Source organism: Duganella sp. GW822-FHT06D06 (genome assembly GCF_058799615.1).
This window is the reverse complement of the sequence record NZ_JBXALQ010000035.1, coordinates 1-24,403: the sequence shown is the minus strand read 5'-3', so window position 1 is coordinate 24,403 and position 24,403 is coordinate 1. Positions and strand designations below refer to the sequence as shown.

Below are 24,403 nucleotides of genomic sequence, written 5' to 3'. Positions count from 1 at the left end.
ACTCTGCGCCGATGATAGTGCTGCAACCAGTGTGAAAGTAGGTTATCGTCAGGCTAGTTATATAAAGAAGCCCCTTCTGGTGATCCAGTCGGGGCTTTTTTGCGTCTACAGATATTGCCCCAGCCGCTTGCCCAGGCATAGCAAGGTCAATGTCGGCGGCAGTCCCCACGGTTGAGGAATCACCGATGCATCGCAGACGTACAGATTTGCGGTGCTGGTTCGCAGCGTACTGTCCACGCCTTCGCCGATGCGCACGCTGCCGCCAGGATGCGCAGCGAAGTGCCAACTCTTGAATATCTTCCTTGCGCCGGCCGCACGCAATATGCCGCGTGCCATACCCACACCGGCCTTCAGCTTGCGCCGGTCGGCTGGCGTCAGCGCTTTGTCGACCCATCGCGGGCCGATGCCGCCACCGATGTCGTCGCGTATCTTGACCATCAATGTCAGCGTTTTCGCGTGCGCCATCAGCCGGTCCACACGTCCGACCTGTGCGGCGAAGGCCTGGTACATCGGCTTCGGCAGCGTCATATCCGCCAAAGCGATGCCTTCTTGATGCAGGTACAGGCCGGACGCCATCGGTACTTCGGCGCCGCCGTCGATATCGTCCACCTGGCCCATGACGGCGATCACCGGATCGCTGAAGAATGGACTGCTGGCCGGATGCAAGCCTGAGCGATGCAGCAGCCGTGGCGTACCGATGCCGCCGGCGGCCAGGATCACGTTCGCTGCATACGCCACTTGCACCGCGCCGTCGCGCCGATAGCGCACGCCGGTGGCGCGGCCATTCTCGACGATGACTTCTTCAACTTTAGCCCGATCGATCAACGTGGCGCCGAGTTGCCGCGCCTCGTCCAGGAAATCGCGTGCGGTCCACTTGGCCCCGAACGGGCAGCCGTACACGCAACGCCAGCAACCGGTACGGCAAATCTGGGGCCGTATCATCTTGTCGAGTTTGCGCCATGCCAGCTGTTGGGCTTCGGCGCCCAGTTGGATGCGACGGGCCATGGGGCCTATCAGCTCATCGGGAAGAGGCCCCATCGGCAGCTCGGCGCACAAGGATTCCAGTGCCGGCGCAAGATCGATGTCGTGTGCTGCAAACATCGCCAATGGTGGCGGCGCGGCGGTGGCGAAGTTGATTGTGGATGTGCCGCCGGCGGCGATTCCGCTCACCAGCAGCGAGCCGTCGCTGTGAATAAACGCCCCCTTGCCCGGCACGGCGGCAATGCCGGCCATTTGCGACAGCGTTCCTTGTAGTGGCGCAGCACTACCTTGTTCCAGTACCAGAACGCGCAACCGCCGACGCGCCAATTCGCGCGCGACACTTGCCCCGCCTGGCCCGCTGCCGACTACGATGGCGTCATACTTTGGCGATGTCGAGGATGTCATGTCAGCCGCTGCGCTGTAGATTGAGTATGAAGGATACGCCATCGGCCTGGTTTTGCGCGACGATCGTGCCGCCCATCTTGGCCATGTAAGTGCGCGCGACAAACAGCCCCTGGCCACGATTGCCGTTGGCTCCGGACTCCGGCTGGTCCGATACGCCGAACTCAAAAATCTTGGCGATCATGTCGGGCGCTATTTGCGGTCCGCGATTGTGGATGGTGATCGTCGCACCGGTATCGCTGCCGTCCAGTGCAATGGTGATCGCGCTGCCCGGTACGCGATAACGTTCGGCGTTGCGCAGCACATGAGTGACAACGTCTTCCAGCGAGTATTCATCGGCCCGCACGATCAACGCTTCGGTCGCCCCCTGGAACACTACGTCGTGAATGCCTATACACGATGCGTTCTCGGCGACGTTCTGCAAGAAGGCCGTCAAATCAACCTCCGTGACCTGAAGTTCGGACGACTGAAACGCTTCGCTCGGCGATGCACGGCCATACAGCACGCGGATCGCCTGCTGCATGCGGGTGATGTAGCGATGGCTTTCATCCTCAGGACCGCCATGCAAGACCATCAACGACTGCAGGGGCGACATGATTTCATGGCCAACCGCGTGCCACATGTCGCGCTCTTGCTCGGCGCGGATGTTCTCGCGTTCGACATCTTCACGCACCCGGCGCAGCAGATCGTGCAGGCCGGTCGCCAGCACGCCCAGTTCGTCCTCGCCCCGCAGGTCGGCCAGGTCGGTTTCGGAAAAGCCGCGCGCAGCCTTGACACGTTCGCCCACATCGTCGGCGCGCTTGATCAGCACTTTGATGCGGCGGATGATGCCGATCTCGATCACCAGCCAAGCCAGCATCAGCGCCGCCAGCATCGCGCCGACAAACCACACCAGCCGGCTGGCGACAATGCTCAGGCTTTTGCTGACGCTGCGGACGTCGCCTTTGAGCAGCACCTCATAGCTACCGGCCGGCGTGGCGATGACTTCCTTGGCCTCCAGCGGCACGTCGTAGGCGTCCACCGGCAGATGACGGATCAGCGTTGTCACGAAATGCCAGGACTGGTCTTCAGGATCGACGGGACCGACCAGCAGCGGCAGCGTTACGGCCGGCGCTGCGCCATCCGTCAGACGGCGGATTTGCAGGCTCTCTCCCGGCAGCAGCATGGGCTTCAAGTCCGCCAGCAAGAATGGTGGAGTGTTCGGACCAGTAGCGCTGTCGAGCAGCGGGGGACCATCGCCCGGCGGCAGCACAGCAATGCGGACATCGATGCGGTCCAGGTCTTCAGGCGGCCAGACGGGGCGGCGCTTTTCGAACAGCGCATCTTGCAGCACGCCGACCGGCAATCGCAGCGAGAAAAAAGCGCTGCGCGTGCAGGCCGAGTCCTCATCGGCGGCGTTTGAGTCGGTGCAGCGTGGGTTTTGCCAGATCCAGCCGCGGAAGTCCTTGACCGCCGGCGCCTTGGCCCGCGCCACATCGGCTGCGGCGAAGCCGGTCAAACGTCCGCGCATGCCGCCGAACCGGCGGCCGGGCGTTTGCGGTTCAGTGCTTTCCTCGAACGGCGCGATCCATTCGTAAGTCTGGCCGCGCAGGGTGACCTTGACCTTGACGCGGTGCGCCTGATCCACCACCTGGTCGCCGCGCGTGTGCGGGACCAGCTGCGCGCCGTCGAATGTGCCGGCGACATAAATGAATCCTCCGGCCCAGGGATTGTTACCGATACCGACGCACAGCGAGCCGTTGTTGCCGTACTGCGCCAGGCAGCCGGACATGGCCACCGCTTGCTGCACTTTTTGCAGGTCGTCGAAATCGAGCGCGGCAAACGGCAGCAGCAGCGGATGCAGCGCCGCGCCGTTGGCTGCCGGCTGTGGATTCAGCAGCGCCAGCTGCCCGGTAGGATGGCGCAGCGTCGCCGCCACCTGCACGCGCGTCTTGTGGAAGCTGCCTTGATAGTTCTTGTAGCTGAGTTGTTTCTCCTGCTGGAGCACGGACAATGCCAGGCCCACCGTCGCCGCCATCAGGAACACGAATGCCGCGCGTAGCAGCAGCCGCAGGCGATACGGGACGAGGCTGAGCCGGCGCCAGTTCACGGTCAGCGGCTTTCTGTGTCGGCCCAGCGGAAGCCGCGCATGGGGATGTTCTCGATGCAGGCGAAGCTGGGGTCGATTTCGCGGAAGGCGTCGCGGATGGTGCTGACATGCTTGCGGATGTTGTCGCGATTGCGGCCGCTTTTCACCACCTCGAACAACTCGTCATAGGACACCACCTGGCCGCGCCGCGCAAACAGCGCCGCCAGGATGCGCTGCGCCGTCAGCGGCAGATTGATGCGGTGGCCGCGCCAGGTCGGCGTGCGTTGGCGCAGCGGATCCATGCTCAGCTCATCGCTGGCGACGATGGACGCCGGCTCCGGCTTGTCCTTCACCGAGCGCAGGATTTCCAGGAAGGTTTCGATGAAGTCGGCCTCCTCGAAGGTGGCTTTCTGCAGATAGTCCCACGCGTCCAGCGCCTTCATGATGCTGCGGTAGATGGTGGCCGGCATGGCCGACACCACCAGCACCGGCGTGCCGTGCCGCTTGTTGATGGCGTTGATGATGGCGACGCCCGCATGGCGCTCGCGTCCCAGTTCGATGTCGAGCACGACCAGATCGTAGCGCTCGCGCGCGATCGCCGCCTCGGCGTCGTCGCGGTTGAACCATTGGTCGACCGCGATGCCGGGCCGCGCCGATTCTATCCACGCCCGCAGCTGATTGCTGGTCGGCAGATCGTCCTCGATGACGGCGACTTTGGCCATGCTGTACTCCACTGACTGTCAATCCAGCGAGTATCCACGCTTTTACGGAAAAAGTCACAAATCGGCTGTGAGGATTTCTTCACGCCGCCGGAGCATAGCTGGACGCCGGCAGCGTTGATACTTCCTCCACATCCGGCGCACCATGCGTCTCAGGGATAGGCCCTGAACTTAAACAACCAGCAGAAGGTGAATATCATGGCAGAACGGATCAAACGGATGGTGCAGGCGGTGCGCGCGACCTTAAGCGGCGGCGCCGGCGCTGCGGTGAACGGTATGCGCCGCAACGGCGCGATGCTGGTGGCGTTCGGTCTGGCCGGCGCCGCCGCCTATGGCCTGGTCACGCATCCGCCGATGGCCAAAGTGGCGAACGGCAGCCTGGGTATCCGCATCAACCAGTTGACCGGTTCCGCCATCACCGTGCGTGATGGCGCGGTGTTCATGATGCCGGGTGTGCACGCGCTGCGGCAGGTGTCGCTGCGCGACCAGGTGTACCGCCCGGCCGGCAACGACAACGCGCCGTTCCAGTCGGTCGAGGGACTGGCGCTGGGCGTGGACATGTCGGTGCGCTATGCGCTGGATGTGAATCGTGTGGCGGCCATGGCGCAGTCGCTGCCGCCGGATATCAATGGCTCCATCGTCGAGCCGGCGGTGCAGGGCGTGATTTACAAAGTGTTCACCCGCTACACGGTGCGCGAGATCTTCTCGACCAAGCGCGCCGAGATCCAGCAGGCGATCGAGGCTGAGCTCAAGCCCAAGTTGGCGGCCGACGGCATCACGCTGCGCGGCATCACCATCGGCAAGATCACGCTGCCGGAAGAATACCAGGCCGGCATGGAAAAGCTGCTCGCCGAAGAGCTGGAAACGGAGAAGATGCGCTACACGCTGGAGCTGAAGGAGAAGCAGGTCAAACAGACCGCGCTTGAAGCGGATGCGGACAAGATCCGTCGCGAAAAGGCCGCCGAAGCAGCCGGCAACGAACAGATCATCGCAGCCAGGGCGCAGGAGCAGGCGATGGCGCATGTGCTGCCGTTCAAGCAGAAGCAGATCGAGCAGCGCAAACTGGAAGCGGAAGCCGAGAAGATGGCGCGCATCAAAACGTCGGAAGGCAATGCGCAGGCGCGCGTCATCGAAGCCACTGGCGAAGCCGATTCACGCCGCAAGCTGGCGGACGCGGAAGCCTATCGCCAGGAGTTGGTCGGCAAGGTGGCCGCAGCGCAGATGGAGCGCGAGGGCGATCTGATTACGCGCAATCCGCTGCTGATCCAGAAGACGATGGCGGACAAATTGTCGGACAAGGTGTCGGTCATCATCGCACCGTCGCCGACAGATGGCGGGTTTATCGGCTCGGCGCTGCTGGGTAGCCAGCACGGCAAGCAGCCGCGCATGGCGACTGTCAGCGCTGAAGCTGCGGATAGTGTCAAGGAAGGACAATAATCATGTCGATGATTGCAGCTGCCGTTGTACTGGCGATCGTCACGCAGGATCAGGCCGCGCTGCGCGCCGCACCCAAGGACACTGCGCAGCAGCAGGCCGTCCTGTGGCAAGGCGACAGCCTGGAAATACGCGGCGAGAAGCAGGACTTCTTGCAGGTCTACGACTATCGCCGCGAGCGCGCCGGCTACATACGTGCTTCGCAAGTGCGCCGGGTCTTGCTGGCGCCGGCCGACGCGCCGGAGTTGCTGTCGGTGGTGCGCTTCCTGCGCGACACGCCGGGCGCCGAATCGCTGGGCATCAGCTATGCGGCGGCTTACCTGAAGGCGGCACCAGCAGCCGCGATCACGGCGGAGCCGTTCGACGCGCTGGGCACGATGGCCGAGCGGCTGGCGCGGCGCGCCTCCTCCAAGCAGAGCAAGCAAGGCGATGTCACGATCGCCGCGCATCTGGAAGCGGTCGCCAACTACGGTGTCGGTATTCGAAGCTTTGAACGTGAAGGGCGGATGCAGCTGTGCTACGACGGCGAAGCCTTCAGGCGCGTGCTGGCGATGCTGTCGGAGCCGCGGCAGCGCGCCAGGGCGGTGCTGGGACTGACGCGGCAGGAGTGCGTGGACCCGGCGCTGCGGCCCGGCGCCCGTGCGGCGCTGGACGAATGGCGCGCGGAGGTGCTGGAGCGGATCGACATGAAGGACCTGCCGCCGCACATGCGCAATCGCGTCCATATGCGGCGCGCGGCAGTGTGGTCGTCGGTGGCGTTTGCGCGGGCGCGCAAGGGCGAGCAGGCGTCCCCGTCCGCCCAGCGTGCGTTGGACGAACTGGGGATGGTGGATCCGGCGGAGTTGACCGAGGATGATGCTGCCGCCTTTGCCGAAGCAGGCGTGCGCGTAGGTAGTGTGCGCTGGGCGGCGGAGAGCGCGGCGCAGCTTCCGGCGCCACAGGGTGGCCTGCGCGTACTGGCAATGGCCGGGCAGCCCGGCGAAACCTGCGTCGCGCTGGTCGATGCAAAACACGATCTGCAGCACGCGTTGGTGCGACATTGCAGCTATGGCGTAGTGTGGGCGGCGTCGGCGCGTGCCAATGCGCAAGGCACGGCGCTGTCGCTGGCGGTGCAGCCGATGGATGGCTGGCGCGAGATGTGGCTGTTCCATCAGACCAGCACCGGCTGGCTGGTCGACGTGCTGCCTCCGGCCGCCGCCGATCCCGATATCGGCTACGCCGAATTCGCCGGCTGGGTGCCGGGATTACAGAACATGCTGGTGGCGCGGGAAGCCCGTGTTGACGGCAAATTCAAACGCAGTTTTGAACTGGTGGCGATCAGTACGATGGCGACGTTGAAGACCGCCGACAAGCCGTCATCGCTCAGCATGTTCTATCGCTGGCAGGACCCGGCCTGGAAACGCCAGACCGTCAGCCTGCGCTGAACATCCGGGTTGTGACAGCTGTGCCAAATTGGAGCAGGTGCGAGATGGGTCAAGGCGGGAAACGCGTGGCATGGCATTTGCTCAATGGCTGTATATCACTCATTAAAACAGCCAGGAGACATCATGCACCATCCATTCCGCATTCTCGCCATCGTGACCGTTATCGCCGCCGCAGCCACGACATCCCTTTATGCCACCGCCCACGGCAACGTTGTGCCGCAGGCGGTGGACACCACCGGCCTGACGCCGCTTGGCGAAAAATGGCTGGACCAGAATCCTTATCGCGGCAACAAGCTTGCGTTAAAAATCGGTTCGTCCGCGTACAACCAGAACTGCGCCCGCTGCCACGGTCTGGAGGCGGTCACCGGCGGTATCGCGCCGGATCTGCGTCAGCTCGACCGCGACTGCACCGACGTCAAGAACGACAACAAGAAGAAGGCCTGCTACAAGGAGACCGATAACTATTTCCTCAACTCGATCCGGCACGGCAAGGTGCGTAACGGCGCCGTTTACATGCCACCGTTTGAGGGCGTGTTTAATCAGGAAGCCATGTGGGCCATCAAGACCTACCTCGACGGTCGTCGCGACGCCGCCAACTGATCGGGAGCCAGACCATGTCGAACTTTCGTTTGCGCGCAGGCGCGTTGATTCCACTTGTCGCAGCGCTGGTGGGCGTCGCGGCTCCCGCGTATGCGGACTGGGACAAGATCCGTCTATCCGGTTCGCTCAAGGTGGCCGTGTATGAACAGTTTGCGCCGTTTTCCGAGCGCGGCGCCGGCATCGATGTGGATGTGGCGCAGGCGCTGGCCACCAAGTTGGGCCTGAAACTGAGCCTGTTGCCTTTTCCCGCCGGTGAAAACCTTGGCGACGATCTGCGCAACATGGTCTGGAAGGGACATTACCTCGGCTACGGACCGGCGGACATTTTGCTGCACGTGCCGGTGGAACCACAACTGATGAACGAGAACGGCAAGGTCACCATCTTCGCCCCCTATCATGTCGAGACGGTGCGGCTGGTGCGCAGCGCGCGTGGCATGCCGGTCTTTGATGGTATCGATGCGCTGAGCGGCAAGACCATCGGCGTGGAGAAGGTCTCCATCGCGGCGATGGTGCTGCTGGGCGAGGGCAATGGACGCTTCCGCGATAAGGTACGGATTTTCGACACAGCCGCGGAAGCGCTGGCGCAGCTCAAGGCGGGGCAGCTCGACGCCGTGTTGGCCAACCGCTCGGAGATTGATGCGGTGTTTCGGGACGATCCCGCCTTTCCATTGAACGAGGTGGCGTTCCAGCGCTTGCCGCGCGCAGGGTGGGCAGTGGGCATGGCAGTGCGCAAGGACGACCAGGACATGGCGCGCTTGCTCCAGGCGGCTGTCAATGAAATGAAGGCCTCCGGCGAACTGCAAGCCATCTTCGCCCGGTACGGCGTGCACGAGCAGATGCCGTGATGCGCGGCTACGCGGCGGCGAGCGGCATGTTGCTGGCGTGCGGTGCGGCTGCGGCAGGCGATGGCGCCGTGGCAGTGTTTCCGGCTACCGCCATGCTGTCGGTGGATATCGTCGGCGTTGCGCCTTTGCCCGGACTGGGCGTGGACCGCAACCAATTGCCCTACCAGGTGCAAACGGCGAGCGCCACCTTGGTGGGCGCCGCCGCCGGCCAAAACCTCAGCGAATTCATGGCGCGGAGCCTGACCGGCGTGAATGTCAACGAGGTCTCCGGCAGCCCGTTCCAGAACGACATCACCTATCGCGGCTTTCGCGCTTCGCCAGTGCTGGGGACCTCGCAGGGTATTTCCGTCTACCTGGACGGTGTGCGCGTGAATGAACCATTCGGCGATGTGGTCAACTGGGACATGCTGCCCGAGGCGGCGATCGGCAGCGTGATGCTGGCGCCGGGATCGAACCCGCTGTATGGCCTCAATACCCTGGGCGGTGCGTTGGTGTTGACCACCAAGTCCGGGAAAAATCATCCGGGCGCCGATCTTGGCGTATCGGGCGCCAGCAATGGCCAGCGTCGAGCCGACCTGGCCTATGGTTATGACAGCGGCCAACGCTGGAACGTCTTCATCGCAGGTACAGCCTTCAACGACAAGGGCTGGCGCGACAACTCGGATGGACAGCTGGCCAATGCCTACCTCAAGTTGGCAGGCGTCGTTGGCGACAAAGAGTGGAGCGTCGCGCTGCTGGCCGGGCGCAGCCGTCTGGTGGGCAATGGTCTGCTGCCCGATGATTTGTATGAACAGAACCGCCGCGCCGTCTACACATCACCCGATGAGACGCGTAACCGCCTGCGCCAGATCGTTTTCAGCATGACGCATCGTTTCGACGATCGCACGGAGCTGAGCACCGCGGTGTATGCGCGCAATAGCCGTCGCAGCACCGTCAACGGCGACATCAACGACGCCTACGCTGAAGGTGGGAGCCCTCAACCGGCTATCTACAACACGACCGAGACTCGCCAGCGCAGCCAGGGATTCAGCACCCATTTCAGCAAGGACGCGGAGCGGCATCAGTTGTCGGCGGGGGTGGCGTTCGACCGCGCCAGCGTGGGATTTGCGCAGTATGGACAGGAGGCCGGCTTTGCCCCGGACCGTTCGGTTGTGCTGGATACGAACTCGGAACGGGAGGCTGGATCATCGGTGAGCGGCCACGCACGGGCGACGGCGCTGTATGCGGCCGATACCTGGGCCGTCCAGACAGGCACCTGGCTAACCATGTCAGCCCGCTACAGCCATGCCAAGGTGAGTAACCAGCTGCGCCGCGACGATCAGCCGCAGCCTGCCGAGGCATTCAGCTATCGCAGGCTCAATCCCGCCATTGGCGTGGCACACCGTGTGAGCGGCGGTTGGACGCTGTTTGCCAATCTGTCGCAAAGCAACCGGGTGCCGACCGTGATCGAACTGGGTTGCGCTGATCCCGAACAGCCGTGCCGCCTGCCGGTCGGCCTGCAATCGGACCCGTACCTGAAGCAGGTCGTATCGCGCACCGCTGAAGCGGGCGCCCGCTGGAAGGATGGACGTGGCGCGGCCGCAGTTTCGTTGTATCGCACTGTCAATCGCGACGATATCCTGTTTCGCAGCGCCGGCATCGCGCAGCAAGGCTACTTCTCCAACTTCGACCGCACGCGCCATCAAGGCGCGGACCTGAGCGCAAGCTACCGGCTCGGCGATTGGTCGGCGCGCATCAACTACAGCTATCTGGACGCGGTCTACGACGTGGAGGGCGATCTGTTTACTGGTACGCGCAATGTCCATGTGATGCCAGGCACTCGCCTGGCGGGCCTGCCGCGCAATACGCTGAAACTGGGCCTGGACTGGAACGCGTCGCGGCACCTCCGCGTCGGTGTTGACCTGATGGCTTTGTCCGACATGGCGACTCAGGGCGACGAGGACGGCAAGGCCGCACCGCAATCCGCTGACTGGCGCGTGCGCGGTTACGTCTTGGCGGCCCTCCATGCCAGCTATCGACCAGATACGAAATGGGAGTGGTATGCGCGCGTGAACAATGCATTTAATCGCCGCTACGAAAGCTACGGTGCGGTGGCGGTCAACATGTTTCCCAACGACGTCTTGCTGCCGCAGGGCGGCGAAGCGGCGCAGACCCGCTTCATCGCACCCGGCGCGCCGCGCTCGGTGGCGGCCGGACTGCACTATCGCTTCTAGAACTGGTACTGTGCGCTGGCGCCAAGCAGCCAGTTGCGCCCAGGCGCGGCCTCGTAAAAGCGCTTGTTGGTATCGCCGACGATCAGCGAGCCGACATACTGCTTGTCCAGCAGGTTATTCAAACGCACGAACTGTTTTAAACGCCAGCCATGCCACTGCTGGTTGGCGTTGACGCGCGCATTGAGCACGCCATAGCCCGGCGCAGCCTTGTCGGCATTGGCGTCTTCCGCATAGATCCTGCTGCTGGCGACAGCTTCCAGGGCGGCGCCAAAGCGATTGGCGCTGTCCTTCCAATCCAGTTCGCCGTAGGCGTTGGCGTTCGGGACGCCGGGCAGGCGGCTGCCTGCTGCAACCGCGCCGAAGCCTTGATCATAGACAGCGCGCAAACTGGTCAATGCCGCCCGCGCGCTCAGGCCATGACTCCATGCGGTCTCCAACGACAGCTCCATCCCTTGGCGCAGCGTGCTGCTGGCGTTGCGATAGCTGGTGCGACCGCCGACGCTGCTGTCGACCACCAGTTCGTCGCGCGTGCGGACCTGGAAGACGGCGACGTTGATGCGCGTGGCGCCGCCCAGCCACGCCTTGATCCCGGCTTCAAGATGGGTGCTTTGTGCGGCCAGCAAGCGGAAGTTGAAGCCGCCGCCGGTGCCTGAGTAGAACAGCTCATTCAGGGTCGGCGTTTCGAAACCGCGCGCGGCGCTGGCGTACACATTCAGTGCCGGCGACAGGCGGTAAAGCAGGCCAAGCACCGGCGTGGTGTGGCTGTATTCGAGGCTGCCGCTGTCGTTGCCGTTGCTGAGGAAGTGATCATTTACCGAGAACTTCACGCTGCTGTGACGCAGGCCGGCGCTCAACATCCATGCGCCCGATTGCCATTCCGTCTGCACATAGGGATCGAGGGTGGTGACCTTGTCGTCCTCGTCGCGGCGCATTGCTCCCTTTATGCCGAATTGGGCGCCGATGAAGTTTTCGTATCCCCGGCGGGTGTCGCTGGAGCGGCCGTACTCCAGGCCGACCGTGGTACTGAGCTTGCCACCTGCCAGCTGGCCCACGTGCAGCCAGTTCAGATCCGTGCCGTGGAAGTCGCGGTCGAAGTCGACCACGCCGCCGGAGTGCGTGGCCGGCGCCTGGAAGGCCTTGGAGAACGCCTGGTACTGGATCACGCCGCGATTGCCTCCGTAGCCGGTCATGCGCAGGCGGTCGTCGCCGAAGCGCTGCTCCCAGCTGGCGCCGATCTGTTGGTGATCGATGCTCTTGCGGGTGTTGTAGCGGTCGGCCAGCGTGCGTTTCGGGTTCCGGGTATCGGTGGTGTCGATCTCGCCGGCGCGCGGGTCGCGCTGATAAGTGGCCCAGGTCGTGCCCAGGGCGTCCTGGGTATCGTCCTGGCGCAGGGCGTTGGCGACGATGGTCAGGCTGGCGCCGGCCATCGGCGCCAGCGTCAGCTTGGCGAAAGCCTGGTCGCGGGTGGCGGCGCTGTGGGCGCGGTAGCCATCGGTTTCGAAGCGCGAGGCATCCAGCACATAGCCGATGCCCGCCTGTTTTCCCCGGGCATTCAGATCGGCCTTGCGGCTGCCGTAGCTGCCGGCGGTCAGCGTGGTCTCCACCGAAGGCGCGCCTTCGCCGTCGCGCGTGAACATCTGGATCACGCCGCCGGAGTGGTTGCCGTAGATGGCTGAGAAGGGGCCGCGCAGCACTTCGATGCGTTCGGCCATATCGAGGTTGAAGGTGGCGGCCTGGCCCTGGCCGTCCGGCATGCTGGCCGGGATGCCGTCTGCGACCAGGCGCACGCCGCGCACGCCGAAGGCCGAACGGGCGCCGAATCCGCGCGAGGAGATTTGCAGATCCTGCGCATAGTTCTGGCGGTTCTGCGCCACCAGGCCAGGAACTGCGGCCAGCGCCTCGCTGGCGTTGACGCGCGGCTGGCTGTCGCGGATACGCTCGGCGTCGATGACGTCGATCGCGGCCGGCATGTCGAACACCGTGTGTCCGACGCGGGTGGCGCTGACCACTACCACCTCCGCCGGCGGTGCGGCATCGTCGGCCGCCATGGCGCCGCCGCTCAGGGCGAACAGCGCCGCCACCGCGTTCAATGGGAAAAAGGCTTGCTTCATATTGTCTCCGTTTTGGTCTGGGTTGTGCCAGACCAGTAAGCAATATACCTGCCATCCCGATCTTGCGGTGGCACGCCGATTGCAACGGTGATTGCATCTTCCTGAAAGGCGATATCCATGAACAGCTCCCGCATCCTGTCCTCCCTGGTCTTTTTGCTGTGCGGCCCGGCGATGGCCGCCCCCTTTGCCTATGTGCCGAACGAGAAGTCGGGCAGCATCAGCGTGATCGACACTTCCACCGATACCGTGGTGCGCGAGATTGCAGCCGGCAAGCGGCCGCGCGGCATCGCCGCCGATCCGGGCGGTGCGCGGTTGTTCGTGACCGACGCCGCCAGCAACGCGCTGCTGGTCATCGATACTGCAAGCGGGAACACGGTGCGCCGCATCGCGTTGGGCAAATCGCCCGAAGGCGTGAACGTGTCGGCTGATGGCCGTTACGTGGCGGTGGCGGTCGAGGAGAGCAACAGCGTGACCCTGATCGACGCCGGCTCCGGGCAGGTGCTGGCGGATATCGCCGTGAAAGGCAGAAATCCCGAGCACGCTGTCTTCAGCCCGGACGGCCGCTGGCTGCTGGTCAGCGCGGAAGAGGCGGAGCAGGTCGATGTGGTCGACGTCGCCGCGCGGCGCCAGGTCGGCGCGGTGGCGGTGGGCTTGCGGCCGCGCGGCATGGGCTTCAGTCCCGATGGCGCCCGCGCCTATGTCGCTTGCGAACTGGCAGGCGCGGTGTATGTGGTCGATATGGCGACGTTGGCGACGACGGCGCGGATCCCGGCCGGGAGGAACGCCAACGGCATCGCCGTCCACCCAGGCGGGCGCCAGGTCTATGTGTCGAACGGCGTCGACGCGAATGTGATGGTGATCGATACCGTCACCAATGCCGTCAGCGCCACCATTGCAGTTGGCAAGCGACCCTGGAACATGGCGCTGACGCCGGATGGCGCCAAGCTCTATGTGGCCAACGGCCGCTCGAACAATGTGTCCGTGATCGACACCGCCGCGGCGGCCAAGCGGGCCGATGTCGCGGTGGGCGAATTGCCATGGGGCGTAGTGATACGCTGAAGAGCTGCTCCATTGGCAGACACCTGTTCCAAACCTGAACAGGTGTCACAGCCCAGGCACAGCGTCCCCGCGCCGCCCGCCCCTGTAATTCATGCGCCGCACCGGCAAAAACGTAGCTGGCACGGTGCTTGCGAAAAGGAGAGGGCGCAGTACCCACCGCCGCGTTACGCGGCCTCATAAAACCACAGCAGAAAGAGGACGACATGAATCTCGCAGACATCAGCAAACTGGGCGTTGCCAATCCATTCAAGCAACGCTACGACAACTACATCGGCGGTAAATTCGTCGCCCCGGTCAAGGGCGAATACTTCGGCAACATCACGCCGATCACCGGCCAGGTATTCTGCGAAGTGGCCCGCTCCACCGCCGAAGACGTCGAGCTGGCGCTGGATGCCGCCCACGCCGCCAAGGACGCATGGGGCAGGACCTCGCAAACCGAGCGCGCCAACATCCTGAACAAGATCGCCGACCGCATGGAGGCCAACCTGGCGCTGATCGCCACCGCCGAAACCATCGACAACGGCAAGCCTATCCGCGAAACCACCGCCGCCGACATCCCTCTGGCGATCGACCATTTCCGCTATTTCGCCGGTTGCATCCGCGCGCAGGAAGGCTCGGTCGCGCAGATCGATTCCGAGACCTACGCCTATCACTTCCATGAGCCATTGGGCGTGGTCGGCCAGATCATCCCTTGGAACTTCCCTATCCTGATGGCGGTGTGGAAGCTGGCGCCGGCGCTGGCCGCCGGCAACTGCGTGGTGCTCAAGCCCGCCGAGCAGACCCCGGCGTCCATCATGGTGCTGCTGGAAGTGATCGGCGACCTGCTGCCGCCTGGCGTGCTGAATGTGGTCAACGGCTACGGCCTGGAAGCGGGCAAGCCGCTGGCCTCGAACAAGCGCATCGCCAAGATCGCCTTCACCGGCGAGACGGGCACCGGCCGCCTGATCATGCAATACGCTGCGCAGAACCTGATCCCGGTCACGCTGGAGTTGGGCGGCAAATCGCCGAACATCTTCTTTGAAGACGTGATGGATGCCGACGACGCCTTCTTCGACAAGTGCCTGGAGGGCTTTGCGATGTTCGCGCTGAATCAGGGCGAGGTGTGCACCTGCCCATCGCGCGTGCTGATCCAGGAATCGATCTACGAAAAATTCATCGAACGCGCGCTGGCCCGCGTGGCCGCGATCAAGCAGGGCAACCCGCTCGACGCCAGCACCATGCTGGGCGCGCAGTCGTCGCACGAGCAGCTGGAAAAAATCCTGTCGTATATCGATATCGGCAAACAGGAGGGGGCTGAATTGCTGGCCGGCGGCGAACGCCACGTGCAGGGCGGCGACATGAAGGACGGCTACTACGTGACGCCAACCGTCTTCAAGGGCCACAACAAGATGCGCATCTTCCAGGAAGAGATCTTCGGACCGGTGGTGTCGGTGACCACCTTCAAGGACGAAGCGGAAGCACTGAGCATCGCCAACGACACCATGTACGGTTTGGGCGCCGGCCTGTGGACGCGCGACGGTTCGCGCGCCTTCCGCGTCGGCCGCGCGATCCAGGCTGGCCGCGTCTGGACCAATTGCTATCACCTGTATCCGGCACATGCGGCCTTCGGCGGCTACAAGCAGTCGGGCATCGGCCGCGAGAACCACAAGATGATGCTGGACCACTACCAGCAGACCAAGAACCTGCTGGTCAGCTACAGCCCGAACGCACTGGGCTTCTTCTAACCATGGACCACATCATCGCCCGCGTTACGGCTACACCGGCGGCGCTCGAGCTGATCGCGGTCCTGCGTAGCCGTCACGGGCCGCTGATGTTCTTTCAATCCGGCGGCTGCTGCGACGGCAGCACGCCGATGTGCTACCCCGCCGGGGAGTTTGCCATCAGCGACACCGATGTCTACCTCGGTAACCTGGACGGGACGCCGTTCTACATGGGCAGCGAGCAGTTCGAATACTGGGAACACACCCAGCTGATCATCGACGTGGTCGACGGGAACGGCGGCATGTTCTCGCTCGATAACGGCACGGGCAGGCGCTTCCTGACCCGTTCGCACCTGTTCAGCGACGAAGAGCTGGCGGCCTTGAAGCCACCGGCATAGCGGCACGCCGCAACAAACCAAAACATAAAAACCGGAGAAGATTGTGCAGAAAAAAGTCATCGCAACGCTGGCGGGGATATCTTTCCTGTCGCTGGCACAGGCGGCCGACGTCACGTCGGCCATGCTGAAGAACGCGGCATCCAGCACCGACAGCGTACTGTCGTTCGGCATCGGCTCGGAGGGGCAGCGTTACTCGCCGCTGACCCAGGTGAACACCAAAACCGTGGCCAAACTGGTTCCGGCGTGGTCGTTCTCGTTTGGGGGCGAGAAGCAGCGCGGTCAGGAATCGCAGCCATTGATCTACAAGGGCAAGATGTTCGTCACCGCTTCGTACTCACGCATCTTCGCGGTGGACATGAAGACCGGCGCCAAGCTGTGGAAGTATGAGCACCGTCTGCCGGACGGCATCATGCCGTGCTGCGACGTGGTCAACCGCGGCGCGGCCTTGTTCGGCAACCTGGTCATCTTCGGCACGCTCGATGCGCAGCTGGTGGCGTTGGACCAGGACACCGGTAAGGTCGTATGGAAGGAAAAGGTCGATGACTACGCAGCCGGCTATTCGATGACGGCGGCGCCGTTGATCGCCGATGGCGTGCTGCTGACCGGCGTTTCCGGCGGCGAGTTCGGCATCGTCGGCCGCGTGGAGGCGCGCAATCCGCTGACGGGCGAATTGCTGTGGACCCGTCCCACCGTCGAAGGCCATATGGGCTACCGTTACGACAAGGACGGCAAGGCCATCGAGAATGGCATCTCCGGTACGCTCAACAAGAGCTGGCCGGGCGACCTGTGGAAGACCGGCGGCGCATCGACCTGGATGGGCGGAACCTACGATTCCAAGACGGGCCTGGCCTACTTCGGCACCGGCAATCCGGCGCCATGGAACAGCCACCTGCGCCCCGGCGACAATCTGTATTCGTCGTCGACCGTGGCGCTGGACGTGAAGACTGGCCAGATCAAATGGGCTTACCAGAATACGCCCAACGATTCGTGGGACTTCGATGGCGCCAACGAATTCGTCACCTTCGACATGGACGGCAAGCGGTACGGCGGCAAGGCCGACCGCAACGGCTTCTTCTACGTGATCGACGCGAACAACGGCAAGCTGCAGAACGCCTTCCCGTTCGTGAAGAAGATCACCTGGGCGTCGAGCATCGACCTCAAGACGGGCCGCCCGAACTTCATCGCCGCCAATCGTCCCGGCGATCCAACCAAGGGCGAGGAAGGCAAGAAGGGCAGCACTGTGTTCTCGGCGCCGGCTTTCCTGGGTGCGAAGAATCAGATGCCGATGGCCTACAGCCAGCAGACCGGGTTGTTCTATGTGCCAGCCAACGAGTGGGGCATGGATATCTGGAATGAGCCGATCAGCTACAAAAAAGGCGGCGCCTACCTCGGCGCGGGCTTCACCATTCGTCCGCTGTTCGACGACTACATCGGTGCGTTGCGCGCGGTCGATCCCAAGTCCGGCAAGATCGTCTGGGAGGTCAAGAACAATGCGCCGTTGTGGGGTGGCGTGATGACGACCGCCGGCGGCCTGGTGTTCTATGGCACACCGGAAGGCTACCTGAAGGCGCTGGATGCGAAGAGCGGCAAGGAACTGTGGAAGTTCCAGACCGGTTCCGGCGTGGTCGCGCCTCCAGTCACCTGGCAGGACGGCGATACGCAGTATGTCGCCGTGGTTTCGGGTTGGGGCGGTGCGGTGCCGCTGTGGGGTGGCGAAGTGGCGAAGAAGGTCAACTTCCTTGAGCAGGGCGGCTCGGTGTGGGTCTTCAAACTGTCGACCAAGTAAAGATCTCTTGTAGTTTTTTCGGGCGGCTTCGGCCGCTTTTTTTTCGGTCCAATTCTGAACAGTGCAACGGAACGCATGATCCGATTCTGCACAAACCCAGTATCCATAAGGCCTACTTCTCCCAGCGTCGACGCGCGGGCATGCAAATTGCGATATGAGAGTTACATCGCCCGATGTGTGCAAACAATACTGGAGACTAAAAAAATGAAAACAATACTGATGATCGGTGCACTGGCCGTCGCTGGAACCCAAGGTGCGCAGGCTGTCGATTTCAAAGCCGGGGAATGGAACGTTTCTTTGGGTGGCATCGTCAACGCCTATTACACGCAGGTGAGCTGCAACGGCGACGCGGTGGGTGGGCTGGCGCTGGGCGGCAAGGGGTTGGGGTGTGGTGGCGATAATAATCGCACCACGATCGGCAATGGCCTGCTGCCGAATGGTCTCGTCACGTCGGCCTCGTCGAAGCAAGGCGATTACGACGTCAAGGCGCTGATCGGCATGTACAACGCCACCGCCACCGACAGCGCTATCGCCGCCAATAGCGGCATCGACGTGCGCCAGGCTTACTTCACGTTCGGGAACGCGCAGATGGGCACCATCAAGCTTGGACGCGACAACGGCATCTTCGGCGCGGGCGCCATCTTTTCCGACATGACCCTGATCGGCGCCGGGGCACCGGTTCAAGCCACGCAACGCGGCCGTGTCACGCTGGGCCACATCGGCGCCGGCTACAGCTATGTGGGCTACTACGGCCAGATCGCCTACAGCGCGCCGAAGTCGGCGTCCGGCATAGGCTTCGATGCGGCGCTGGTCAGCCCTGTCGCCGATACGCCCATCGTCGCGGCACCGGTGTATTCGTCGAAATCGAGCCCGCAACTGCAGGCGCAATTAAGTTACGCGGCGGATGGCTTCAAGGGCTGGCTCGGCGCCAAGACGCAGAAGTTCAGCGCTACCGCGCCGGGCGTCAAGGATTTCACCATGAACGGCGTTGAAGTCGGCGCTTCGTATCAGGCCGGCCCGTTGGGCGTGCTGGCCAATTTCCAGGGCGGCAAAGGACTGGGCATCTTGTCCGACGCCGACCAGGGCGACACCAAGTCCAAGGCCTACTTCATGCAGGCTACTTATAAGCCAGCCGACAAGATCAAGGTGGGCCTGAGTTATGGCATCAGCCGCAACGACGACAACACGGCGGGCACCGGCGGCCTGAAATCCAACGCCAACCTGACTTGCGGCCTGTACTACTCGATGACCAGCGCGATCACGCTGGTCGGCGAGATCGGCCAGACTCGCTCCAAAGGTTTCGCCGGCGGCGAAGGCAAGATGAATGGCGCTTCACTCGGCGGTATCATCTTCTTCTGATGAGGGCTACGCTGACTTGCGTCTTGTGCCTGCTGGCCGGTGTGCTGGCGCTGGTGCTCGGCGCCACGCCGGCGCAGGCCGGCGTGCTCACGCGGGCCGAGATGGCTCGCCGTTTCCCCGCGCCGTTGGTGGTCGGGGAACGCGACGCCGAACTGCCGGTGTGGCCGCTGTTCAAGCAAAATGCCACGGCGACCGAATTGGTGGGCTATGTGTTCGAGTCGATCGACCTGGCGCCGATACCGGGCTTCGCCGGTGTGCCGTTCAACCTGATGGTGGCGATCGATCCCAAGGGCGCCTTCATCGGCGTGGAAGTGCTGTCGCATCACGAGCCGGTGTTCCTGGATGGACTGGGCGAGACGCCGCTCTATCAGTTCGTCAAGCAATACAAGGATCTCTCGCTGAAGCAGAACATCAGCATCGAGACGGGAGGGCACCGCGCCCGCCATCCGGATGCGGCGCATGCGTATATCGATGGCGTGTCCAAGGCCACGGCGTCGGTACGCATCATCAACCAAAGCGTGTTGGCGGCGGCGCTCAAGGTCTCGCGCAAGAAGCTGGGCTTTGCCGCTGGCCGCGATCCCGACCAGATCGCGCGAGTGCGCCAGGATGTGTTCGAGCCGCTGGATTTGAGGCAGATGGTGGCGGCCGGCCTGGTTCAGCATCTGCGGGTGAGCAATCGCGAGGTCGAACAGCTGTTCGCCGGCAGCGCGGGCGCCGGACTTGATCCGCAGTCACGGCCGGACGACAGCTTCATCGACTTGTACCTGGCCTGTGTTTCCGTGCCATCGATAGGCCGGAATCTGCTGACGGAGGCTGGCTGGCGCAAGCTGCGGGGGCGACTGGAGGAGGGCGATCATGCGCTGATCGTGATGTCCTCGGGGCGCTACAGTGTGACGGGTGACGACTTCGTGCCCGGCAGCGTGCCGGATCGCATCCGGCTACGGCAGGATAATCTGCCCATCGATATGCGCGACCTGGATCTCGATGTGAAACTGGCCTTGCCGCTGGCGGCGGATAGCGTGACGATCTTGCGCGTGATCGGCCAGGCCGGACTGGACCCGGCATCGCCGATGGATTTTGCGCTGCCGATCACTCGCAACAAAGGCATCGTCTATCCGGAGCGCATTACCCGCGAATTGAGTCTGCGCTATAGACTGCCTGAACGTTTGCTGACCATGGTCGACGATAACAGCAAATCCTGGGCGGGCATCTGGAGCCAGCGCCGCTGGGACCTGGCGATGCTGGCGGCCGGACTGGCTGTGCTGAGCGCCGCGCTGCTGGTGCCGAAGCGGTTGACGGCCAATGGCGCGCGTTTCGAGTGGTTCCGCCGCAGCTATCTTGTTTTCACGGTTGGCTTCATCGGCTACTACGCGCAAGGGCAGCTATCGATTGTCAATGTCGCCGGCGTGATCCAGGCGTTGAAGGCAGGGCGCAGTCTGGAGTTTCTATTATTCGATCCGATGACGGTCGCAATGTGGGGCTTCGTGCTGGTGTCTCTGCTGGTCTGGGGGCGGGGTACGTTCTGCGGCTGGCTGTGTCCCTTCGGCGCGTTGCAGGAGTTGACTGGGAAGCTGGCGCAGTGGCTGCGCGTGCCGCAACTGCATATCAAACACAAGTTGGATGCGCGACTCAAGTACGCCAAGTACGTGGTGTTGGCCGGGATCGTCGCGAGTGTCTTCTTTTCCAGTGAGATCACGGACAAGCTGGTGGAGCTGGAGCCGTTCAAGACCGCTATCACCCTCAGCTTCGTGCGTAGCTGGCCTTACGTCGCCTACGCAGTGGGGCTGCTGCTCGCCAGCGGCATTGTCTACAAGTTCTTTTGTCGTTATCTATGTCCATTTGGCGCCTCGTTGGCGTTGCTGGGCAGGTTCCGCTTGCTCAACTGGATACCTCGCCGTAATGAGTGCGGCACTCCATGCCAGACCTGCCGCCATCGTTGCGACTATCAGGCGATCTCGCCATCCGGCGCGGTGGCTTACGACGAATGCTTCCAGTGCATGGATTGCGTCGTGATCTACGAGAGCGACGAGAAATGCGCGGTACGCATCATGGAAGTCAAACGCCACCCCACCATACCGATCCAGCCTGCCGCAAGGAGCCGCATATGAAGAGACGTACCTTTATCGCCAGCGCCATCGGGGCGATAGGCGGCATATCAGCTTGCGCTTGGCCCGGAAATGATCGGCTGCACAGCGGTGCCGCGCTGGCCTTCGGTACGACAATCTCGATCTCCGTGGTGCATGAGGATGCCGATCTTGCGCAGCGCGCTATTGCCGATGGATTGATGGCCGCGCAGGCCGTCGATCGCCTGATGAGCATCTACAATCCAGCGAGCCAGGTGTTCCAGCTGAATCGCGACGGCATGCTGTCCTATCCCGATGGACGTCTGCTGGAAGTGCTGAAGCAGGCAGCACAGCTATCGCAGATGAGCGACGGCGCCTTCGACGTGACGGTACAGCCTTTATGGCGGCTCTATTCCGAATCGGCGGCGCGCGGCGGGTTGCCTTCCGATGAAGAGCGCCGTCGCGCGCAGGCGCTGGTCGGTTGGCGCCAGCTGGAAATCGACGACGCCATTATTCGGTTCCGCCGTCCGGATATGGCGCTCACGCTGAACGGCCTGGCGCAAGGCTACGCGGCCGATCGGGCGCTTGCAGCGGTGCAGGCGCATGGGATACGTCACGCCTTGCTCGACACCGGAGAGTTTGTCGCGCGTGGCCGGAAGTCCCGGCGCCATCCCTGGATACTCGGCGTGCGCGATCCGCGCGACGCCGGCGCGTTGGCGGCCACCTTGTATGCGCAGGGGTGTAGCGTCGCCACCTCAGGGGATTACGAATGCGCCTTCACGCCGGATTACCGGCATCACCATATCTTCGATCCGGCTGCCGGCGATTCGCCGGACGAACTGGCGAGCGTCACGGTGCTGGCGCCGAATGCGCTGCTGGCGGACGGATTGTCTACCGCGTTCATGGTGATGGGATGGGAGCGGGCCAGCGCGCTTGCGGCGCAACTACCCGCCGTCGATCTGATGGCGATCGACAAGCAAGGGCGTGAGAAGCGGTCCGCCGGCTTTCCCGCCGACGCGTGAAGTTGCGATGCGTGACCGGCTATTTCAGGTTCGGCACCTTGCGGTAGATGGTATTGCGCGACACGCCCAGCGCACGTGCGGTCGCCGATACGTTGCCACCATGTGCTTCCAGCGATTTGAGGATGACCGATTGCTCCATCTCCTCAAGATTGGCGCCGCTGGCGACGATGCGCGCGGTGCTGGTGTCGCTGCCCACCACCGGCGATTGTTCGATATCGTCGAGGAAGTCGTCGGGCATGTGTCGCAGGCTGATTTCGTGTTCGTCGCCCGCCATCACGATCGCGGTACGCAGCAGGTTGGTAAGCTGGCGGAAGTTGCCGGGCCAGCGATGGCGCCGGAACAGTCGCAGGATTTCGTCGGACACATGATAGCGGCCGTTGTTCGACTCGGTGGCAAGGATCTTCTTGACCACGGTTTCAAGATCGGTGCGTTCGCGCAGCGGCGGCAGTTTGACCACCAGCCCATTGAGGCGATAGTAAAGGTCTTCGCGGAACAGCCCTTTGGCCATGCGGTCGCGCAGATTATGATTGGTCGCGCAAATCAGGTCCACGTTCACTGGGATGGACTTGTCGCTGCCCAGCGGCGTGACCATGCGTTCCTGCAGCACGCGCAGCAGGCGGGCCTGCAGGCTGAATGGCATGTCGCCGATTTCATCGAGGAACAGCGTGCCGCCGTTCGCTTGCAGGATCTTTCCGGTCGCGCCTTTCTTGCGCGCGCCGGTGAAGGCGCCGTCTTCATAGCCAAAAAGTTCGGATTCGATCAGTGTCTCGGGAATCGAGGCGCAGTTCACGGCGACGAAGGGGCTCATTCCGCGCGGCGAATCGTTGTGGATCGCCTGTGCCAGCAGTTCCTTGCCGGTTCCCGTCTCGCCCATGATCATGATGGGGATGTCGCGCCCAAGCACGCGGGTGACTTTTTCGATCACCAGCTCCAGCTGCTGGTCGCCGGTACGCAGGTAGCGCAGGCCGGAAAGGCGGCGCGCGTTGGCCGCCGCCTGATTGGCCGCCACGGCGGCATTGGCCGGCGGGGCGCGTTCAGCCGTCAGCGACTGCTGGAACACACTATTGGAGAGCCGCAGCTGCGCGCGCCCATAGACACGTACGCCGCTGTGCATGCACAGGTTCAGCAGACCAGGCGACGCCGTCGCATAGTGATCGTACAGCGCGGATACCGGCAGGCCAAACAGGGAACTGAAGGTATGCGATTGTAGCGCGGCGAAAGGTAGACCCAGCTGGAACAAGCCATTGCGGTTGGCCGCCAGGAAGCGTCCACCGGGGCTGAACGAGGCGATGCCCTCCATCAGCGTGCCGATAAATTCCGGCCGTGCGTGGAAGTGCAAGGTGATCGCTTCCTCGAAGGTTGCGGAGAACAGCTGGTTCTCGATCATCAGCGCCGACATGCGTACCAGCGCCATGGTGTGCTTATGATAGCTGCGCTGGTCGCCGGAGACATCGAGCACGCCGACTACATTGCCCAGGTGGTCGGCGATCGGCGCGGCCGAGCAGGTGAGGAAGTGGTTGGCGGACAGGTAGTGCTGGTCTGCGTGGACCAGCGCCGGCGTGCGCTCCGCGATGGCGGTGCCGATGGCATTGGTGCCGCGGCTCTGCTCCGACCATGCAACGCCGGGCTGCAAGGCGACGCGGCTGGCTTTTTCCAGGAAGTCGTCGTCGCCCAGCGAATGGACGATCACGCCCTTGGCGTCCGTAAGGATCACCATATTGTGGGTGTTGACGATTTGCTGGTACAGCGTTTCCATCGCCGGGATGGCGTGGGCGTGCAGCAGGCAGTTCTGTTCTATAAGTAGAGACAGATCGTTGCGGGCCAGCGGGCTGTATTCGGGCGGGGACTCTGGGCATAGTCCGTACTCCTGCGACCGTTGATGTGAAGTCTCGATAATCAACGGCATATTGTCTGCCCAAGCCTTGCTTGCAGGTGCGGTGTTCAGATCTGGAGCAGTCTGGCGTTCCATATGGTTCTCTATGTCTCCGGCGGCCGTTGGCGGCTCTGCTTTGCCCGCAAAGGTGTTCCATAATGTAGCACCTGTGCAGAATGGGAGCAAAAGCTATGCGTATAGCTGTTGCTATCCGGGTTATAAGCAAGCAGGGTGCCAGCGCAAAATAAACCTTGGCAGTTCGATCAGGTCTTTGCTATAGTTCGCCTCCCCGCAAAACGCAGCATGTAAATGCAGCGAAGAGCGGAGAAAAAGAAGGTTGACGAAA

At 63.2% G+C, this 24,403-nt stretch carries 18 protein-coding genes; 12 read left to right on the top strand and 6 right to left on the bottom strand.

Features of this window, described 5'->3' with window-relative positions; all coding sequences use genetic code 11:
• Positions 1–105 precede the first annotated feature (105 nt).
• The 3 genes from AC1RMD_RS30685 to AC1RMD_RS30675 are packed head-to-tail and all read right to left on the bottom strand — an operon-like array spanning position 106 to position 4,173.
• The gene (locus tag AC1RMD_RS30685; RefSeq protein ID WP_492932560.1) at positions 106–1,386 is read right to left on the bottom strand and encodes an FAD-dependent oxidoreductase; all 1,281 of its coding nucleotides are present in this window, start codon (positions 1,384–1,386) and stop codon (positions 106–108) included.
• Between the two features lies 1 nt (position 1,387).
• Positions 1,388–3,472 (bottom strand): sensor histidine kinase, encoded by a 2,085-nt coding sequence (locus AC1RMD_RS30680; protein WP_492932558.1) that lies wholly within the window; start codon positions 3,470–3,472, stop codon positions 1,388–1,390.
• A gap of 2 nt (positions 3,473–3,474) precedes the next feature.
• A complete protein-coding gene (locus AC1RMD_RS30675) occupies positions 3,475–4,173 on the bottom strand; it encodes a response regulator transcription factor (RefSeq protein ID WP_492932556.1) in 699 nt (232 codons plus the stop codon).
• A gap of 195 nt (positions 4,174–4,368) precedes the next feature.
• On the opposite strand from AC1RMD_RS30675, the gene AC1RMD_RS30670 reads away from it, so the two are divergent.
• From AC1RMD_RS30670 to AC1RMD_RS30650, 5 genes are all read left to right on the top strand, one after another.
• Entirely contained in the window at positions 4,369–5,607 is a 1,239-nt protein-coding gene (locus tag AC1RMD_RS30670) for a prohibitin family protein (RefSeq protein ID WP_492932554.1), read from the top strand.
• Between the two features lie 2 nt (positions 5,608–5,609).
• Positions 5,610–7,028, top strand: a complete 1,419-nt coding sequence (locus AC1RMD_RS30665) for an SH3 domain-containing protein (protein WP_492932553.1) — start codon at positions 5,610–5,612, stop codon at positions 7,026–7,028.
• Between the two features lie 123 nt (positions 7,029–7,151).
• Positions 7,152–7,628 carry a cytochrome c-550 PedF gene (pedF, locus tag AC1RMD_RS30660; RefSeq protein WP_492932551.1) on the top strand — a complete coding sequence of 159 codons (477 nt, stop codon included), beginning with the start codon at positions 7,152–7,154 and terminating at the stop codon, positions 7,626–7,628.
• Positions 7,629–7,642: 14 nt separating this feature from the next.
• Positions 7,643–8,473 (top strand): substrate-binding periplasmic protein, encoded by an 831-nt coding sequence (locus AC1RMD_RS30655; RefSeq protein ID WP_492932549.1) that lies wholly within the window; start codon positions 7,643–7,645, stop codon positions 8,471–8,473.
• The gene (locus AC1RMD_RS30650; RefSeq protein WP_492932562.1) at positions 8,473–10,686 is read left to right on the top strand and encodes a TonB-dependent receptor; all 2,214 of its coding nucleotides are present in this window, start codon (positions 8,473–8,475) and stop codon (positions 10,684–10,686) included. Before AC1RMD_RS30655 ends, AC1RMD_RS30650 begins: the two co-directional genes overlap by 1 nt.
• Here AC1RMD_RS30650 and AC1RMD_RS30645 read toward each other — a convergent pair.
• Together AC1RMD_RS30645 and AC1RMD_RS30640 are read right to left on the bottom strand one after the other, a co-directional pair.
• Complete coding sequence (locus AC1RMD_RS30645; protein ID WP_492932547.1) at positions 10,683–12,797, bottom strand: TonB-dependent receptor family protein; 2,115 nt, start codon at positions 12,795–12,797, stop codon at positions 10,683–10,685. The genes AC1RMD_RS30650 and AC1RMD_RS30645 overlap by 4 nt on opposite strands.
• Positions 12,794–12,916, bottom strand: a complete 123-nt coding sequence (locus tag AC1RMD_RS30640; RefSeq protein WP_492932545.1) for a hypothetical protein — start codon at positions 12,914–12,916, stop codon at positions 12,794–12,796. The genes AC1RMD_RS30645 and AC1RMD_RS30640 overlap by 4 nt, the downstream gene beginning before the upstream one ends.
• Here AC1RMD_RS30640 and AC1RMD_RS30635 point away from each other — a divergent pair.
• The 7 genes from AC1RMD_RS30635 to AC1RMD_RS30605 all read left to right on the top strand — a co-directional run bounded on the left by AC1RMD_RS30635 (position 12,915) and on the right by AC1RMD_RS30605 (position 22,184).
• Complete coding sequence (locus tag AC1RMD_RS30635; RefSeq protein WP_492932543.1) at positions 12,915–13,856, top strand: beta-propeller fold lactonase family protein; 942 nt, start codon at positions 12,915–12,917, stop codon at positions 13,854–13,856. The genes AC1RMD_RS30640 and AC1RMD_RS30635 overlap by 2 nt on opposite strands.
• A gap of 203 nt (positions 13,857–14,059) precedes the next feature.
• Positions 14,060–15,580: an aldehyde dehydrogenase gene (gene adh, locus AC1RMD_RS30630; RefSeq protein WP_492932541.1), complete on the top strand. Its 1,521-nt coding sequence runs from the start codon at positions 14,060–14,062 to the stop codon at positions 15,578–15,580.
• Positions 15,581–15,582: 2 nt separating this feature from the next.
• Positions 15,583–15,954, top strand: coding sequence for a DUF779 domain-containing protein (locus AC1RMD_RS30625; RefSeq protein WP_492932539.1), 372 nt, complete (start codon positions 15,583–15,585; stop codon positions 15,952–15,954).
• A gap of 43 nt (positions 15,955–15,997) precedes the next feature.
• Positions 15,998–17,740, top strand: coding sequence for a PQQ-dependent methanol/ethanol family dehydrogenase (locus AC1RMD_RS30620; RefSeq protein WP_492932537.1), 1,743 nt, complete (start codon positions 15,998–16,000; stop codon positions 17,738–17,740).
• Between the two features lie 204 nt (positions 17,741–17,944).
• A complete protein-coding gene (locus AC1RMD_RS30615) occupies positions 17,945–19,099 on the top strand; it encodes a porin (RefSeq protein ID WP_492932535.1) in 1,155 nt (384 codons plus the stop codon).
• Positions 19,100–19,122: 23 nt separating this feature from the next.
• Positions 19,123–21,207, top strand: a complete 2,085-nt coding sequence (locus AC1RMD_RS30610; protein ID WP_492932533.1) for a 4Fe-4S binding protein — start codon at positions 19,123–19,125, stop codon at positions 21,205–21,207.
• Positions 21,204–22,184: an FAD:protein FMN transferase gene (locus AC1RMD_RS30605; RefSeq protein WP_492932531.1), complete on the top strand. Its 981-nt coding sequence runs from the start codon at positions 21,204–21,206 to the stop codon at positions 22,182–22,184. Before AC1RMD_RS30610 ends, AC1RMD_RS30605 begins: the two co-directional genes overlap by 4 nt.
• 19 nt (positions 22,185–22,203) lie before the next feature.
• On the opposite strand, the gene AC1RMD_RS30600 is transcribed toward AC1RMD_RS30605, so the two are convergent.
• Positions 22,204–24,090 carry a sigma-54-dependent Fis family transcriptional regulator gene (locus AC1RMD_RS30600; RefSeq protein WP_492932529.1) on the bottom strand — a complete coding sequence of 629 codons (1,887 nt, stop codon included), beginning with the start codon at positions 24,088–24,090 and terminating at the stop codon, positions 22,204–22,206.
• Between the last annotated feature and the right edge of the window lie 313 nt (positions 24,091–24,403).